Raw genomic sequence first — 14,712 nt, forward strand, 5'->3', positions numbered from 1 at the left:
GCTGCTCGTTGAGCTGTGTATGGGTGGGGACGTCACGGTTGATGAGGTGCACCGCTGGGCGGCCGGTCTGGACGCTCTGCATGCTCGGATCGGTGGGTATTTCCGCAGGTCCGAGCCGCGTCGGCGGGCAGGGGAGTATCTGCGCGGGCTGCTCGCGCCGTTGGAACGCAAGAACGGATGGACGTTGGCCGAGCAGGCCGGCGAGCTGTGCCCGGACGGTATGCAGCGGCTGCTGAACCAGGCCGACTGGGACGCTGACGCGGTCCGGGACGAAGTCCGCACCTTCGTGCTGGAACATCTGGGCGCCGAGGACGGCGTGCTGGCCGTGGACGAGACCGGGTTCATCAAGAAGGGCACCCGGTCGGCCGGAGTGCAGCGGCAGTACACCGGCACTTCGGGGAAGATCGACAACTGCCAGCTGGGAGTGTTCCTGGCCTACGCCTCCGCCAGAGGACGCGCGTTGATCGACCGCGAGCTGTACCTGCCCATCTCCTGGATCGAGGATCCGGGCCGCCGGACGGACGCGAAGATCGGCGAAGAGGTCACCTTCCGTACCAAGCCCGCCCTGGCCCGCGCGATGCTGGAGCGGGCCCTCGCCGCGAAGCTGCCCTTTCGCTGGGTGACCGGCGACGAGGTCTGCGGCCAGGACCCCCTCCTGCGCGGCTGGCTGGCCGAGCAGCGCCTGAGCTACGTGCTCGCGATCGCCTACAAGCATCGATGCGGGCCGCGCGGGCAGAACGCCCGTACCATCTCGGCGATCCTGCCGGAACATGCCTGGGAAATCCGCTCTGCCGGTGACGGCGCCCACGGCCTGCGTGAATACGCCTGGGCTCTGGTCCCGCTGCCCGGCGAGCGCGACGACGGTTTCGAAGACGCCCTGCTGATCCGCCGCAGCCTCGCCGACGGCGAGCACGCCTACTACCTCACCCACGCCCCGACAGGCACCGCGCTGGCGAAGATCGTGCGGGCCGCCGGCGCCCGCTGGGCAATCGAGGAGTGCTTCCAGGCCGCAAAGAACGAGGCCGGCCTCGACCACTACCAGGTACGCCAATACCCGGCCTGGTACCGGCACATCACCCTCGCCATGGCGGCTGCCGCACACCTGACTGCAGTCCGGGCCACGGCTCATGAAAAGGGGGACACGGCCGCGACCTGATCCGACTGAGCGTGAACGAGATCAGCCGCCTGCTGAGCAGATTCACCCACGCCATCCGGCACGAAGCCGGTCACATCCTGCACTGGTCACGCTGGCGCCGCCGCCATCAATACCGCGCCCGCCTCAGCCATTACCGCCGCCGAGGCCACCGCCCCCCGTAACTGCGGCTGCAGTATTAGGCCATCAGGGAATGGCAGGCAGGACCCAGAAATGCGGTTCGACCACCTTCCGCAGCCCGAGCGATCCAGCAGGTTCGTCCACAGCCCCGGGCCCCGGGGACAGCGCACCAGGCACGGGAGGATGCCAGGACTCACCGGAGGTCGAGGCCTGGCCGTGATGCCCGGAACGGCTCTTGCCGCGCTGCCGCCAGGTATCCCCTCCTGCGGTACCAGCGCATCACCTCATCACCCGCCTCCGGCGACCGTGGCCGTCACAAGGGGGCGCCCCTGGCTCTCCAGCCACCGCTCGGCCTCGTCGAGAACGGCAATGCCGATGCCCTGTCCCCGCGCATCGGAATCCGCCGCAAGCAAATCGATCTCTGCGATCATGCAGGCCGGCACGCGCTGCACGGCCTTCCCCTGTGCCACGTGTTGCCGTATCAATCGCCCAGGCGAAGGCGGTGGAGTCGTCGTGGATGATCTCGTCGTGCGTCTCTGTGCCGCGGTAGTGGGCGAAGAGGCCGGGGGTACAAGCATGTGGTCGATCATCCGGCCTCGGCCGTTGCGGAAGGTGTGGACCGTCGCTGAAGCGGGCACGTCGGTGCCGGTCGGATCCGGTGCAGACAGGTGACAACACCCTTGCTTGTCCGGTTCCCTCCGCCGCGGGCTGCGGTTGACCGCGATGTCGCCATGTGGCGCATGCCGAACAGCCCGATGGTGAGGGCGAGGACGAAGTCGAGCAGGAGTCCGGCCGCGGCACCGGCCGGGACTGGTCCGTGTGCGGGGCTGGTGGCCGGCCACGCGTCCGACCGCGGGCGCGCTCGCGCTCGTCGTCCACGAGGGGCTCGCTCTGCGTGGTGTCTGCCGAGCCGATCGGCGGCCATGCCCACGACGTCGCCGTCGTTCTGGGCGACAGTCCCCGGTTCGGCCGGGGCGCACACCACCGTCACGACGCCCACCGTCAGTTGGGGCCTGGGACGCCGGACGACATCGACGTAACCCGCGGTCCCACGGTGTGCTGGGTTGACCAGCGCGATCACCGTTGACCAGCACTGCCCTCGGCGGAGCTGGCTGGCGGCTGCGCCTGTGCGGTCAGGAGTTGCGTGGGGCGACCAGGCCGGATTCGTAGGCGAGGACCACGAGTTGGGCGCGATCACGGGCGTGGAGCTTGGTCATGGCGCGGTTGATGTGAGTCTTCGCGGTCATCGGACTGATCACCATGCGGCCGGCGACCTGGTCGTTGGACAGGCCTCGCGCGACCAGGGCGACGGCTTCGCGTTCGCGGCTGGTCAGTTCTTCCAGTCCCGTCTGGGCGCGGGTGCTGAGCGGCTGGGAGACGTACCTGTCGATCAGCTTGCGGGTGATCGAGGGGGCGAGCAGGGCGTCGCCGCGTGCGGCGACGCGCACGGCGTGCAGGAAGTCGTCCGGGACGATGTCCTTGACGAGGAATCCCGCGGCGCCGGCACGCAGCGCGTCGAGGACGTATTCGTCCAGGCCGTAGTTGGTGAGGATGACGACGTGTACGCCGGCGAGTGCCGGGTCCGCGGCGATGCGCCGGGTCGCTTCGATGCCGTCGACGACGGGCATCTGGATGTCGATGAGCGCGATGTCGGGCTGGTGGAGCCGGGCGAGCTCCAGGCCTTCCTCGCCGTCGGCGGCCTCGGCCACCACTTCGATGTCGTCCTCGAGGTCGAGGAACGCACGGAATCCGGTGCGGATGAGCGGCTGGTCGTCGACCAGCAGGACACGGATCACGACGTTCGGTCCACGGGGAGTTCGACCTGGACCGTGAAGCCGCCTTTGGTGCGCGGTTCGGCGCGCAGCCGGCCGCCGAGGGCGGTGACGCGTTCGCGCATGCCGAGCAGGCCGATGCCGGGCACCGGGGCGGTGTCCGGCGTGGCCTTGCCGTCGTCGTCGATGCGTAGCGAGAGGGCGTCGGGCCGGTAGTCGATCCGAACCGATGCCGTACTTGCCGCGGCGTGCCGGACGACGTTGGTCAGCGACTCCTGAACGATCCGGTAGGCGGTCCGGCCCACGGCCGTCGGCACGTCGTGCCGCTGCCCCTCGATCGTCAGTGTCGCCTCCAGACCGCTCCTGCCGGCCCGCTCCACCAGCTCCGGGATGTGGCCGAGCCCTGGCGGCGGGGTCGTGTCGTCGTCGCGCAGCACGGACAAGGTCGCGCGCAGTTCCCGGCTCGCATCACGTGCCGCCTCCTGGATGGCCAGCAGGGCCTCCGGCACATTCTCACCCCGTCTGCGGGCCACATGGACGACGACCTCGGACTGCACCTTGATGACGGAGATCTGGTGGGTGAGGGAGTCGTGCAGCTCCCGTGCGATGTGCAGCCGTTCCTCGTCGGCGCGGCGCCGTGCGGTTTCTTCCCGGGTGCGTTCGGCTTCGTCCGCCCGCTGCTCCGCCTGCCGCAGCGCCTCCCCGGCGGCGAAGGCGGCGATCAGCCAGGCGAGCTCCAGGGTGCTGCGGGCCTGCACGGACACCGTGGCTGCGGCTCCGTCGCGGAGGGCCAGTGCGGTGAGCTGGAGAGTTACCAGCAGGGTGATGGACGCCGTCACCGCGCGGACGCGGTGTCCGGCCCGCACCGCGCCGTACACCGCGACCAGGTACGGGACCGCGAGCACGTCGAACCCGGCCGCCTGGTACCCCACCGCGCACAACCCGGTGACGGCCAGTACGACGACCGGAGCCCGGCGGCGCGCCGCCAGCGCCAGGCCGCCGAGCGCCAGCAGCGCGTAGCCGGGAAGGTGGAGGCCTGTGCCCAGGTCTTCCCCGGACCACCCGGTGCCCAGCATCAGCGACGCCACGCCCACGGCGATCACCCAGTCCCCGACAGCAGCCGGTACCTCGAACCGTCGTTTCCCCATGCGCGCACCCTAACCAGGTGCCTGTGCGAGCGAGTCCCCCTGCCGGAGGAACGGACCTGTACCGCAGCCGCGGTACCCGCGGGGCTCCTGCTGCGTCCGTGGCAGCCGTGTGCGCCATCGGCGGCAGCGCGAAGTGCGTCCGTCTGCGGGACGACCGGCGCTGGGTCCGGCGGACATGATCTGGCGACATCGAGCAGCAGAAGTCGTACGAGGAGAAGGAGCACTCCATGTCCGTCCGTCACGTGCTTGCCGCACCGTCGGCCGCGCACGCCTCGGTCCAGCCGATCGCCGCCGACGCCTATGAGCTGACCGCCGGGCGGCTCGTGGGCACCGGGGCCGCGCTGGTGGCATTGGCCGGCGTGGTCATCGGCGCCCTGGCCCTGGCCCGCTCCACCCGCCGAATCGGCGACGGCAGGGGGAAGAGAGGTGCCGGAGTGGCCCTGGTGGCGGGACTCTTCAGCGTGGTCATCGGCGTCGTGAACCTGGCTGTCGCCGACGGCGGTCCCGGCACCGGCAACGGGGTGATCGGTGGCGCCCTGGCCCTGGCGCTCGGGCTGATCGCCGCGGTCCTCGGCCGGCTGGCCCTGGTCCGCTCCCGCCGCACCGCACAACCGGCCGACCACACCGTCCACTTGTCCGCCTCCGAGTGAGGACGGGACAGGGACACGGACAGGGACAGGGACAGGAGACGATGATGACAACCGACACCGCGCCCACGCGCGGGGCTCTGGCGGGGCTGGGCCGTTTCTGTTTCCGGCGCCGCCGCCTGGTCCTGCTGACCTGGATCGTCGGTGTGGTCGCTGTGGCGTTCGCCGGCTTCGGCTACGGCGCCGCCCCCGACAACGACTTCTCCGGAGGAGACTCGCAGTCGGCCGAGGCGCAGCAGCTGATGGAGAAGCACTTCCCCAAGGAGCAGGGGGACAGGCTGACCCTGGCGATCAAGGCCGACACGGGGATCGACGATCCTGCCGCCAAGCAGAAGATCGAGAAGGTCGTCGCCGATCTTGCCGCGTCGCCGGTGACCGGACCGCTGACGTCCCCGTACCAGGACAAGAGCCTGGTGACGCAGGATCGTCGTATCGCCCGCGTGAGCATCCCGCTGAGCGCCAAGGAGGTGGACAAGGCCGAGGTCAAGCCCTTGGTGACCACGGTCAAGGATGCCTCCGACGACAGCGTCACATTCGCGCTCGGCGGGTACATGGCCGAGAAGGCCGAGACACCCCCGCAGGGTCCGGCCGAGAGCGTGGGTCTCCTGGCCGCGGCAGTGATCTTGTTCATTGCCTTCGGATCGCTGGTGGCCATGGGCCTGCCGATCGTGACCGCCCTTCTGGCGATCGTGGGCGGCCTCGCCCTGATGAAGCTGGTGGGGCACCTGGTCCCCGCGCCGAACTTCGCTCTGACCTTCGGCGCGATGATCGGGCTCGGCGTCGGCATCGACTACGCGCTGTTCATCGTGACCCGCTACAAGGACGGCCTCGGAGACGGTGACGACCCCGAGAGCGCCACGGTCAAGGCCATCGCCACCGCGGGTCACGCGGTGCTGTTCGCCGGCACGACCGTGGTGATCGCCCTGATGGGCCTGTTCGTCATGGGACAGCGGCTGATGACCGGGCTGGCCGTCGCCACGTCGATCACGGTGCTCGTCACGATGGTCGCCGCCCTGACGCTGCTGCCCGCGCTCCTGGGCTTCACCGGACGCAGGATCGACTCGCTGCGCCTGCCTCGCCGCGCGTCCCGCCGGAGCCGGTCCGTCGGTGCACCGTCCCACAAGCGCCGGACGCTCGCCGAGCGCTGGGCCGGTGCGGTGCAGCGCAGGCCGCTGGTCGCCGCTCTCCTCGCCGGCGGGACCCTGCTGGTGCTGGCCGCCCCCACGCTGTCGATGCGGTTGAGCCAGCCCGACGCCAGTGTCCAGCCCCGCGACCGGAGCAGCCACCTCTCGTACGAGATCCTTTCCGAGGGCTTCGGTCCGGGCTACGGAGCACCCCTGGTCTTCGCCGCCGAGGTCGGCTCCGAGGGCGCTGATCTGCGTCCCGTTGCCGAAGCGGTCGGCAGAACCGAGGGCATCGCCCACGCCACGCCGCCCCGGGTCAGTGCGGACGGGAAGGCCGCCACCTTCACCGCCTTCCCCACGACCGGATACCAGGACGAGGCGACCACGGACCTGGTGCACAAGCTCCGCGACGACGTGCTGCCCCGGACCACCGGCGGCGAACAGGTCCTCGTCGGCGGACCGAACGCGAGCACCATCGACACTGCCGACGAGGTAGGGTCCCGCCTGCCCCTGATGATCGTGGTCGTCGTCGCGATGTCCATGGTGCTGCTGATCGCGCTGGTCCGGTCGGTCACGATCGCCCTGCAGGCCGCGGTGATGAACCTGCTGTCGATCGGCGCCGCCTACGGTGTGCTGGTGGCGGTCGTGCAATGGGGATGGCTCGGCACGGCCCTCGGGTTCCCCGCCGCCATGCCGGTCACGACGTGGACGCCGATGATGATGTTCCCGATTCTGTTCGGCCTGTCGATGGACTACCAGGTCTTCCTGATCTCGCGGGTCCGTGAGGAGTACGAGCGGACCGGCGACACCCGCACGGCCGTGGCGACGGGGCTGGCGCGGACCGCCAAGGTGATCACGGCCGCGGCCGCCATCATGATCGCGGTCTTCACCACCTCCTTGCTGGGCCCTGACGTCGCCGTCAAGCAGGGCGGTCTGGGCATGGCCGTGGCCGTGCTCATCGACGCCACCATCGTCCGGATGATCTTCGTCCCCGCGGTGATGGAACTCTGCGGCAAGGCCAACTGGTGGATGCCCGGACGCCGGGTACCGACGACGACCCCGACCAGACCGTCCAGGGTTGCGGAAGAGGCCACACTCTGACCCCTCCTCAAGTCGGAGTCGGGGCACCCCCGGGCGGCTGCTCGGGCAAGGCGGCCGACGCTGTTGGTCAATTCGCGGCTTCGCGTGAGGCCGTCGGCCATCAGGACCTGCCTCCCGTCTGCGCAGCAGGCGCCGACACCGGGAAGGGGCCCGGCGCGCGTGGCGTCGGGCCCCTTCCCTGGGGAAACCGGTCAGTGGCGGAGGTGGTCCTTCGTGCCCTCCTTGGCCGCCCTGGCCTTGCCCCGGGCCTCCAGCGCGGCGCCCTTGGCGGCTGTGGTGTCGTTGCCCATCGCGTGGGCCATCTTCCGCACAGCCTTCCCGACAACCTGCTCAGTCGTGGCCTTCGCCTTCTCCCCGGCGCTCATGTCGGTCCTTTCGTCGATGTCTCTACGACGCGCCTGCCCCTGAACCTGCCGAGGAAACGGCCGGCTCCTGTCCGGCCGTGTCGACGACCGCGTGCTCCAGCACCGCCGTGCCCGACAGGAGCGTGCCCTTCCGTCCGTACGAGGTGTTCTCCACGAGGTAGCTGCGAGCCCCGAGGAACGAAAGGTCCCGCTGGTCGAAGACCCACTCGGTACGGGTGTGGAACGTGGTGTCGGTACGGGCGATGCCGACGCCGTGCCGGCCGATCACGTCGTGGGCGGCGGGGGCCTCGGTGACGCCGGGAATCCTCGCGGCGGCCCGGTAGAGAGCGGCGGCCGTGTCCGGCGGCATGAGCTCGCCGAGCAGATCCCCGATGCGGTCGAAGACGGCCTGATCACGCTCCCGCCCGGTGGTCTCGGGCGTCTGGGCGTAGAGCCGGGCGAGCAGTTCGCCGGGGTCGGCGGGCAGGGACGCCAGCCACTGGTAGGTGGGGCGGCCGAAGCCCGCCGGCGTACCGTCGGGGTCGCCGAGTTCGGCGTTGAGGCGGAAGGACCGGCCGTTCTCCTTGGCGAGCCCGAGGGTGCGCAGGGGACCGGGCTCCTGCGCGAGCCACCTCTCGGACTCCGTCAGCGGACCGACCACCGCCTTGCCGCTGGTCAGGTCCGCGCCCCGGACCATCGCCCGGGTGTAGACGAACTGGTCCCCGCGCACGGTGAGCGCGTCGCCCTGGCCGGCGGCGTCGGAGATCCGGCCGAGCAGCGCGGCGACAGGCTGCACGGTGCGGGCCGCCGCGGTGCCGGGCGGGACGTCGTCGCCCGTCCCGAGGGTGACACCCGCGGTGAGGATGCCGCCGAGAGCGAGTGCCGTCACCGGAAGCAGGAGGACGGGACGCAGCCGGCGCCGGGCCGGGCGGCGGGTGTCGGCACTCTGGTCACGGTCGATGTGCTGCATGAGCTGTTCCTTGTGACGAAGGTGCTGCGCCCGCGGGAGATCAGGGCACGCCGGGGCCGGCAGCAGCCGGGTGATCTCCGCGACGTCGGCGTCCGTGGCCGCGTCACCGCGTCCGTCCGCTCGAAGGTTCCTGTCGCTCATGCCGTCTCCTCCCGCACGGGCAGGGCCGCGAGTGCGGCTTCACTTCTCATCTCTCCGCAAGCGCCGCGCGGTTCCGTACCCGCCTCGAACTCGTCGGCGAACCGGGCGAGCCGGGCGCGGGCACGCGACAGCCGTGAGCGCACCGTGCCGACGGGGACACCCAGAGCCTGTGCCGCCTGCCGGTAGTCAAGGCCCGACCAGACACACAGGCCCAGCACTTCCCGTTCGGGCCGCCGCAACCGGTCCAGAGCGCCCTGCACGGCTGCCAGACGGCGTGCGTCGTCGATGCGCCCGGCGACCGCGGGGGCGAAGTCCTCCACGACGGGCGGCTGCCGTTGCCGTGCGAGAAACGCCAGGCGGCGGCGCAGGCCCCGCCGGGCGTTCTCCGCCTTGTGGGTGGCGATGCCCAGCAGCCACGGGCGCAGGGATCCTCCGTCGTCACGCAGCCGTGTCCGCCCCTGCCATGCGGTCAGGAACGTCTCCGACATGATGTCCTCGGCGCTCGCCCGATCACCGGTCAGCCAGAACGCGTGCTGGTGGACGGCCTGGGCGTATCGCTCGAACAGCTCGGCGAACGCGTCGCGTTCACCGGCTCGCACGCGTTCGCGCAGCTCGTTGTCTGAGTCCTTCACAGTGCTTACCTCTCCGCCGCGCCGGCGGAGTTCCTGTGACCTGTGCCATGCCGCCCGACCGTCCGGGGGCCTTCACACAGCGCTGCGCCCGGACGAACGCCAACACTACGAGAGGGCGGCGGTCCTTGAACGGCCGTCCCGCCCCAAGGTCGCCGGCAGCGAGATCCGCCCGCACCGTACGAGGAGTGGAGAGCCGTGACCGTGGACAAGGGCCCGACCACCGGGGCCGTCGAGGCACCGGCCCCCGCGCCGGTGCGGGGTGTGGGGGACGGTCGCGCCCGTCCAGGCCCGGGCCGACGACAGCCGTCCGGACACCTGCAGGCCGTGTCCTCGGAGACGAGAGAAAGAGTGCAGTATCTGCGGTCGTGTTCGCCGCGGTCACCACATCAACGGCGGTCGAGGCCCGTTCCACTGCCAGACCTGCATTCCCCGGCCGGTCCACGACTGCGGCATCTGCGGACGGCCCAAACCGATCAAGACCTTCTGGCCCCGGGGCCCGGTCTGCGGAAAGCCTCTGGACGCGTCGGTGGGTGATCGGGCAGACGGCGAGTCCGAGGAAGGCCTCGTGGATGTCGTCGCGTCGTTCCCGTCGGATGCGCGAGCGGCGGAAGCCGTGCAGCCAGGAGATGGTGCGCTCGACGACCCAACGGAAGGTGCCCAGGCCGGTGCCGTGGGGCCGGCCCCGTTCGGCGATCACCGGCCGGATCCCACGCTGTCGCAGGAGCCGGCGGTACTTGTCGTGGTCGTAGCCGCGGTCGGCGAACAGCATGCCGGGCCGCCGACGCGGCCGGCCGACGACTCCCGCAACCGCCGGGACCCTGTCCAGCAGCGGCAGGAGCCGGGTGACGTCGCCCGCGGTTTCCGCCGGTCGGCGACACCGCGAGCGGGATGCCCTGGCCGTCGGTGACGATGTGGTGCTTGCTGCCCGGTCGTGCGCGGTCGACCGGGCTGTGTCCGCTTCTGGACCCCTGCGCGCGGCCCCGGACGTGGGAGGAGTCGATCACAGCCCGCGACCAGTCCAGCTGGTTCTTCGACCGCAGCTTGTCCAGCAGCAGCTGATGCAGCTGGTCCCACACACCGGCCTCGTTCCAGGCCGCCAGGCGCCGCCGGCACGTCATGCCCGAGCCGAAGCCGAGATCGTGGGGCAGAAGTACTCCCACTGGATGCCGGTGTGCAGGACGAACAAGATCCCGCACAGGGCCTGCCGGTCCGGCACCCGAGGCCGCCCCTCGACCTGCTTCGGCGGCGGCTCGGGCAGCAACGGCTCGATGAGCGACCACAGTTCGTCCGACACGATCCACGGCCGCGACTGACGCTTCCCCATGACCACATCAACGAACGATCAAGCCGACAGTCACATGATCAAACGGCTTTCGTCGGAGCCAGTAAGACGGCAGCGTTGCCCAGGTGCTTGCGCCGGTGACCATGGTGCTCACCGAGGCGGACAATCCGTATCAGGTCCTTGCCCGGCTCAAGCGCAGCCCGGCCTCAGCTGGGCAATTGCCGCTCTTTCACGGGCCGCGTGAGCCAGGTGATGACACCGAGAACGAGGCACCCGTTCATGGACCGCTCGCGGACGCGGTCGTGGACGGTCGAACGACGCGTCAGCCGACCCGAAGACCGACCGCCAGCGTCAGTTCAAGGACCCGGTGTGGCGATGCGAGATCCGGAAACAGCTCCCGTAGCTGCGACATCCGGTACCGGACTGTCTGGGGATGGACGAACAATGCCGCCGCCACCTCGTCCCGCCTGCCCTGGTGCAGCAGCCACGCCCGCAACGTCTCCTCCAGCCGCCGTGCGGTAGGGACAGGCAGGGTCCGCAACGGTGCGAGGGCTCGGGCACGCAGGTCCGCGAAGGCGTCCACGTCGGCGCTCAGCACCAGCTCGGGCAGGTGGGCCTCGGTGTCGCGAATGTCAGAGGAGAGCAAGCGCGCGCGTACAGCTCGTGCGTACGAGGCGGACGCACGAGTCCAGGGCCGGGCCGGACCGACCACGGCGGTGCGGTCGGTCAGCTGCCGCAAGAGATGTGATCGATCGGCATCAGGGACGAGCAGCACACCGGTGGCGTCCGGCAGATCGTCGAGGACGAGGGTGCTCGGGTCGAGCGCGCGGAAGGCAGGCCGGGCCTGGGCAGCGGGCAGCAGGACCGCGGTCAGCGAAACCGGAGGCTGCCACCCGGCCCGTTGAGCGGAGGCCAGCAGCGCGTCCGGGCTCACGCCGGCAAGAAGGTCGCGGGCCAGGTGTTCCAGGTGGCGCTCGTGGGCCCTGCCCCGGGCGGCCAGTTCGTCGGCGTGGCCCGCGGCGCTCGCGGCGGAGAGCTCGTCGATGTAGGCGAAGGTGAGCTCGGCGAACTTGGCGACCTCGGCGGCGGGCAGACCTGCAGGTACGGCACCCGCTGCCAGGCATCGCCAGGCCACGCGCGCGCCGACGCGGTAGGCGCTGAGCAGGGCGTCCATCGAACGGCCGTCGCGCACCTCGCCGCGGCCCAGCTCGTAGGCAGCGTCACCGGCGTCGCCGCCTGTGGCGTTCCCGCTCGCGAGGTCGAGGTAGTGCCCCAGGGCGGTGCGGACGGCTCGGCGGATGGTGGCGCCCATGTGGCCCGACAGGGCGTTGGCGTAAGGAGGGACCTCGTCGATGATCGCCTGGACGACCTCGTCGGCGGTCGTCTTCAGCGTGGCCCGAAGTGCGGTGACCGTCGTCTCATCCAGGGCCAGTTCGCTGGCCCTCCGGATTGCATGGCTCACGTTTTTGTTCCCTGCGAACAATTGAGCTGACCAGATTTACGTCCTGTGGTCAGGACTTTACGCCTTTGGGCACAGCAAGCTGGAGTCATGACGAGTGCAGCCCTCCGCAGCAGGGCGTGGAAACTGCTGGAGATGGTCACGACGCCGCTACTGCCGTCGGACTACCTCGACCTGGTCAGCCCGCTGCGTGCGGGCGCTGACCTGCGTGGGCGCATCGAGGCCGTGCACCCCGAGACGAGTGACGCCGCGACTGTCGTGATCAGGCCGGGACGGGGCTGGCGCGGCCACACGGCCGGTCAGTACGTGCGGATCGGGGTCGACGTCGACGGGGTGCGCCTGTGGCGTGCCTACTCCATCACCTCACCCACCGACCGCCGGGACGGCCGCCTCACGATCACCGTGAAGGCGATCCCGGACGGCAAGGTCAGCAATCACCTGGTCCGCAGGGCGAAACCGGGCACGCTGATCCAGCTCGACCACCCGACCGGTGACTTCGTGCTGCCGCAGGCCAAGCCCGCCAAGGTGCTCTACCTGACGGCCGGCAGCGGCATCACCCCCGTGATGGGCATGCTGCGCGACACCGAGTTCGACGACGTCGTCATGGTCCACTCCGCGCCACAGCCGCAGGACGTGATCTTCCGCAAGGAGCTGCACCACCTGGTCGCGGGCAAGAAACTGCGGCTCACCGAGGTGCACACCGCCACGGACGGCCTGCTCGACATCGCCCGTCTCGGCGAACTCGTGCCCGACTGGGCCGAGCGCGAGACCTGGGCCTGCGGGCCCGCGGGCCTGCTCGACGCCGCCGAGAAGCACTGGAGCGAGCACGGCGTACCGGAACGCCTGCACACCGAACGCTTCCGCCCCACCGTCATCGCCACCGGCGACGGCGGCGAGGTCACGTTCAGCGCCACCGGCAGGACCGTCGACGCGGACGGCGCAACGCCGTTGCTTGACGTCGGCGAGGAGGCCGGTGTGCTCATGCCGTCGGGATGCCGCATGGGCATCTGCTTCGGCTGCGTCACTCCGCTCAAGGCGGGCGCCGTCCGCGACCTGCGCACGGGCGAGATCACCGAGGCAGAGCCGGGCGTCCTCATCCAGACCTGCGTGTCCGCCGCGGCGGGCCCCTGTGACATCGAACGGTAGGAGCACTTTGACCGCCATCGACCCCACCGCCCACCTGACCGCGGAGCAGATCGAGGAGCTCGGTCGCGAGCTGGACGCGATCCGCGACGAGGTGATCGCCAGCCGGGGCGAGAAGGACGCCGCCTACATCCGCAAGGTCATCTCGGCGCAGCGCAAGCTCGAGCTGGTCAGCAGGGGCGTGCTGCTGTTCTCGATCTTCCCGCCCGCGTGGGTGCTCGGCACCGCCGGTCTGTCCGTGGCGAAGATCATGGACAACATGGAGATCGGCCACAACATCCTGCACGGCCAGTGGGACTGGATGCGGGACCCGAAGATCCACTCCACCACGTGGGAGTGGGATCACGTCTCGCCGGCCGACCAGTGGAAGCACTCGCACAACGAGCTGCACCACACGTACACCAACGTGATCGGCAAGGACAACGACCTCGGCTACGGCATCATGCGCGTCGACGAGGACCAGAAGTGGCACCCGTTCCACCTCGGCCAGCCGCTGTGGAACTTCATCAACGCCTGCTTCTTCGAGTACGGCATCGCGGCCTACGACCTGGAACTGGGCAAGAACCTGCACAAGCGCCGCCGCAAGAACCCGGAGTTCCGCGCCCGGGCCAGGGCCGTGGGCCGCAAGATCCGCAAGCAGGTGCTCAAGGACTACGTGATCCACCCGCTGTTGTCGGGCCCGTCCTTCCTCCCCACGCTCGCCGCCACATTCACCGCGAACCTGGTCCGCAACCTCTGGTCCCACTCGGTGATCATGTGCGGACACTTCCCCGAGGGCGTCCAGGTCTTCGAGCGCCGGTCGATCAAGGGCGAGACGCGCGGACAGTGGTACCTGCGCCAGATGATGGGCTCGGCGAACATCAGCGGCGGCAAGGCCATGCACTTCATGACCGGCAACCTCTCGCACCAGATCGAGCACCACCTGTTCCCGGACCTGCCCAGCAACCGGTACGCCGAGGTCGCGGTGAAGGTGCGCGCGCTGTTCGAGAAGTACGAGCTGGAGTACGTCACCGGGCCGTTGCCCATGCAGGTGTTCTCCGCGTGGCGCAAGGTCTTCCGGCTCTCACTGCCGAACAAGAAGCCCAAGGTCAAGACGGCAGACCGCGAGCAGGAGCTCGCGGCCTGATTCCCGCTATTGGTTCAGGCTCCACGGCCGTACCGGCGGCATGGCCGGGTTCCGTGCGGACGGTGGGCGGCCGCGAGACCTGACCGTACGACACTTGATCCGGGCAGCCCGGCTTCCGGCTGCGCTGCCTGGACGTGTGCCACGAGCTCGGCACACACCTCGTCTCCGTCGACGTGGGCCGGGTGGTGCTGCACTCACGACGGGGCACGAGCCTGGCGGCGTTTCTCTCTCGACTCTTTCACTGTTCGCGGCGACCGCCGACCTCGCCGCGCCCGCGGGCAGGTCAGCCATGACAGCGGCCGGTTCGCCGCCGCCCAGCGGTGCCGGGTGTGGACATCATTCCCGCCCCCGAAGTCTGCCGGGAGCTTTTACCCGACCTGCAGCGTAACGGCTTCCTCGGTGAACTGTCCCAAGGACCGCTGCCGCCTCGACCCTGCCGTACGGCGCCTGTCCGCATGCGCCGTCACACTCCGCGGGAGCAGGCGGCGGAGCCACCGGAGGCCGACACCGGTGGCCGTACGCGTTTCGACTCTCGGTTTTTCGGTTGTGT

At 70.2% G+C, this 14,712-nt stretch carries 12 protein-coding genes and 1 pseudogene; 5 read left to right on the forward strand and 8 right to left on the reverse strand.

The annotated features are described in order from the left end of the window. Nucleotides 1-19: 19 nt before the first annotated feature. On the forward strand, nucleotides 20-1,156 hold the full coding sequence (locus ACIGXJ_RS34545; RefSeq protein WP_399654034.1) for an IS701 family transposase: 1,137 nt from the start codon (nucleotides 20-22) through the stop codon (nucleotides 1,154-1,156). A 404-nt stretch (nucleotides 1,157-1,560) separates the two neighbouring features. Here ACIGXJ_RS34545 and ACIGXJ_RS34550 read toward each other — a convergent pair whose 3' ends face one another. The 3 genes from ACIGXJ_RS34550 to ACIGXJ_RS34560 form a co-directional block, all read right to left on the reverse strand. Further along, nucleotides 1,561-1,725, reverse strand: coding sequence for a GNAT family N-acetyltransferase (locus ACIGXJ_RS34550; protein ID WP_399654037.1), 165 nt, complete (start codon nucleotides 1,723-1,725; stop codon nucleotides 1,561-1,563). 681 nt (nucleotides 1,726-2,406) lie between these two features. After that, the gene (locus tag ACIGXJ_RS34555; protein ID WP_399654040.1) at nucleotides 2,407-3,069 is read right to left on the reverse strand and encodes a response regulator; all 663 of its coding nucleotides are present in this window, start codon (nucleotides 3,067-3,069) and stop codon (nucleotides 2,407-2,409) included. Then, a complete protein-coding gene (locus ACIGXJ_RS34560; RefSeq protein ID WP_399654043.1) occupies nucleotides 3,066-4,193 on the reverse strand; it encodes a sensor histidine kinase in 1,128 nt (375 codons plus the stop codon). Before ACIGXJ_RS34560 ends, ACIGXJ_RS34555 begins: the two co-directional genes overlap by 4 nt. A 227-nt stretch (nucleotides 4,194-4,420) precedes the next feature. Here ACIGXJ_RS34560 and ACIGXJ_RS34565 point away from each other — a divergent pair, with 227 nt between their 5' ends. Then, a complete protein-coding gene (locus ACIGXJ_RS34565; protein WP_399654047.1) occupies nucleotides 4,421-4,843 on the forward strand; it encodes a DUF6223 family protein in 423 nt (140 codons plus the stop codon). Between the two features lie 44 nt (nucleotides 4,844-4,887). After that, complete coding sequence (locus ACIGXJ_RS34570; protein ID WP_399654050.1) at nucleotides 4,888-7,065, forward strand: MMPL family transporter; 2,178 nt, start codon at nucleotides 4,888-4,890, stop codon at nucleotides 7,063-7,065. Nucleotides 7,066-7,256: 191 nt separating this feature from the next. Here ACIGXJ_RS34570 and ACIGXJ_RS34575 read toward each other — a convergent pair whose 3' ends face one another. From ACIGXJ_RS34575 to ACIGXJ_RS34595, 5 genes and pseudogenes are all read right to left on the reverse strand, one after another. Further along, nucleotides 7,257-7,430 carry a hypothetical protein gene (locus ACIGXJ_RS34575; RefSeq protein ID WP_399654053.1) on the reverse strand — a complete coding sequence of 58 codons (174 nt, stop codon included), beginning with the start codon at nucleotides 7,428-7,430 and terminating at the stop codon, nucleotides 7,257-7,259. Between the two features lie 22 nt (nucleotides 7,431-7,452). Further along, nucleotides 7,453-8,520 (reverse strand): CU044_5270 family protein, encoded by a 1,068-nt coding sequence (locus ACIGXJ_RS34580; protein WP_399654056.1) that lies wholly within the window; start codon nucleotides 8,518-8,520, stop codon nucleotides 7,453-7,455. Beyond that, nucleotides 8,517-9,131, reverse strand: a complete 615-nt coding sequence (locus ACIGXJ_RS34585; protein ID WP_399654273.1) for an RNA polymerase sigma factor — start codon at nucleotides 9,129-9,131, stop codon at nucleotides 8,517-8,519. The genes ACIGXJ_RS34580 and ACIGXJ_RS34585 overlap by 4 nt, the downstream gene beginning before the upstream one ends. 532 nt (nucleotides 9,132-9,663) lie before the next feature. Then, nucleotides 9,664-10,476: pseudogene (locus tag ACIGXJ_RS34590) on the reverse strand (IS5 family transposase); the annotation flags it as partial. A gap of 280 nt (nucleotides 10,477-10,756) precedes the next feature. Beyond that, entirely contained in the window at nucleotides 10,757-11,896 is a 1,140-nt protein-coding gene (locus ACIGXJ_RS34595) for a PucR family transcriptional regulator (protein ID WP_399654276.1), read from the reverse strand. An 87-nt stretch (nucleotides 11,897-11,983) separates the two neighbouring features. Between ACIGXJ_RS34595 and ACIGXJ_RS34600 the strand changes: the two genes are divergently transcribed. Together ACIGXJ_RS34600 and ACIGXJ_RS34605 are read left to right on the forward strand one after the other, a co-directional pair. Then, the gene (locus ACIGXJ_RS34600) at nucleotides 11,984-13,039 is read left to right on the forward strand and encodes a ferredoxin reductase (RefSeq protein ID WP_399654059.1); all 1,056 of its coding nucleotides are present in this window, start codon (nucleotides 11,984-11,986) and stop codon (nucleotides 13,037-13,039) included. Nucleotides 13,040-13,046: 7 nt separating this feature from the next. Continuing rightward, complete coding sequence (locus ACIGXJ_RS34605) at nucleotides 13,047-14,162, forward strand: fatty acid desaturase family protein (RefSeq protein ID WP_399654061.1); 1,116 nt, start codon at nucleotides 13,047-13,049, stop codon at nucleotides 14,160-14,162. The last annotated feature ends 550 nt before the right edge of the window (nucleotides 14,163-14,712 follow it).

This window comes from Streptomyces sp. NPDC053367 (assembly GCF_044545925.1).
Taxonomy (GTDB): domain Bacteria; phylum Actinomycetota; class Actinomycetes; order Streptomycetales; family Streptomycetaceae; genus Streptomyces.

What these genes read in the sequence shown, in the direction of transcription:
- ACIGXJ_RS34545 (WP_399654034.1), top strand. Translation starts at nt 20, where the DNA reads ATGGGTGGGGACGTCACGGTTGATGAGGTGCACCGCTGGGCGGCCGGT.
- ACIGXJ_RS34580 (WP_399654056.1), bottom strand. Translation starts at nt 8,520, where the DNA reads ATGAGCGACAGGAACCTTCGAGCGGACGGACGCGGTGACGCGGCCACG.
- ACIGXJ_RS34560 (WP_399654043.1), bottom strand. Translation starts at nt 4,193, where the DNA reads ATGGGGAAACGACGGTTCGAGGTACCGGCTGCTGTCGGGGACTGGGTG.
- ACIGXJ_RS34565 (WP_399654047.1), top strand. Translation starts at nt 4,421, where the DNA reads ATGTCCGTCCGTCACGTGCTTGCCGCACCGTCGGCCGCGCACGCCTCG.
- ACIGXJ_RS34575 (WP_399654053.1), bottom strand. Translation starts at nt 7,430, where the DNA reads ATGAGCGCCGGGGAGAAGGCGAAGGCCACGACTGAGCAGGTTGTCGGG.
- ACIGXJ_RS34600 (WP_399654059.1), top strand. Translation starts at nt 11,984, where the DNA reads ATGACGAGTGCAGCCCTCCGCAGCAGGGCGTGGAAACTGCTGGAGATG.
- ACIGXJ_RS34570 (WP_399654050.1), top strand. Translation starts at nt 4,888, where the DNA reads ATGACAACCGACACCGCGCCCACGCGCGGGGCTCTGGCGGGGCTGGGC.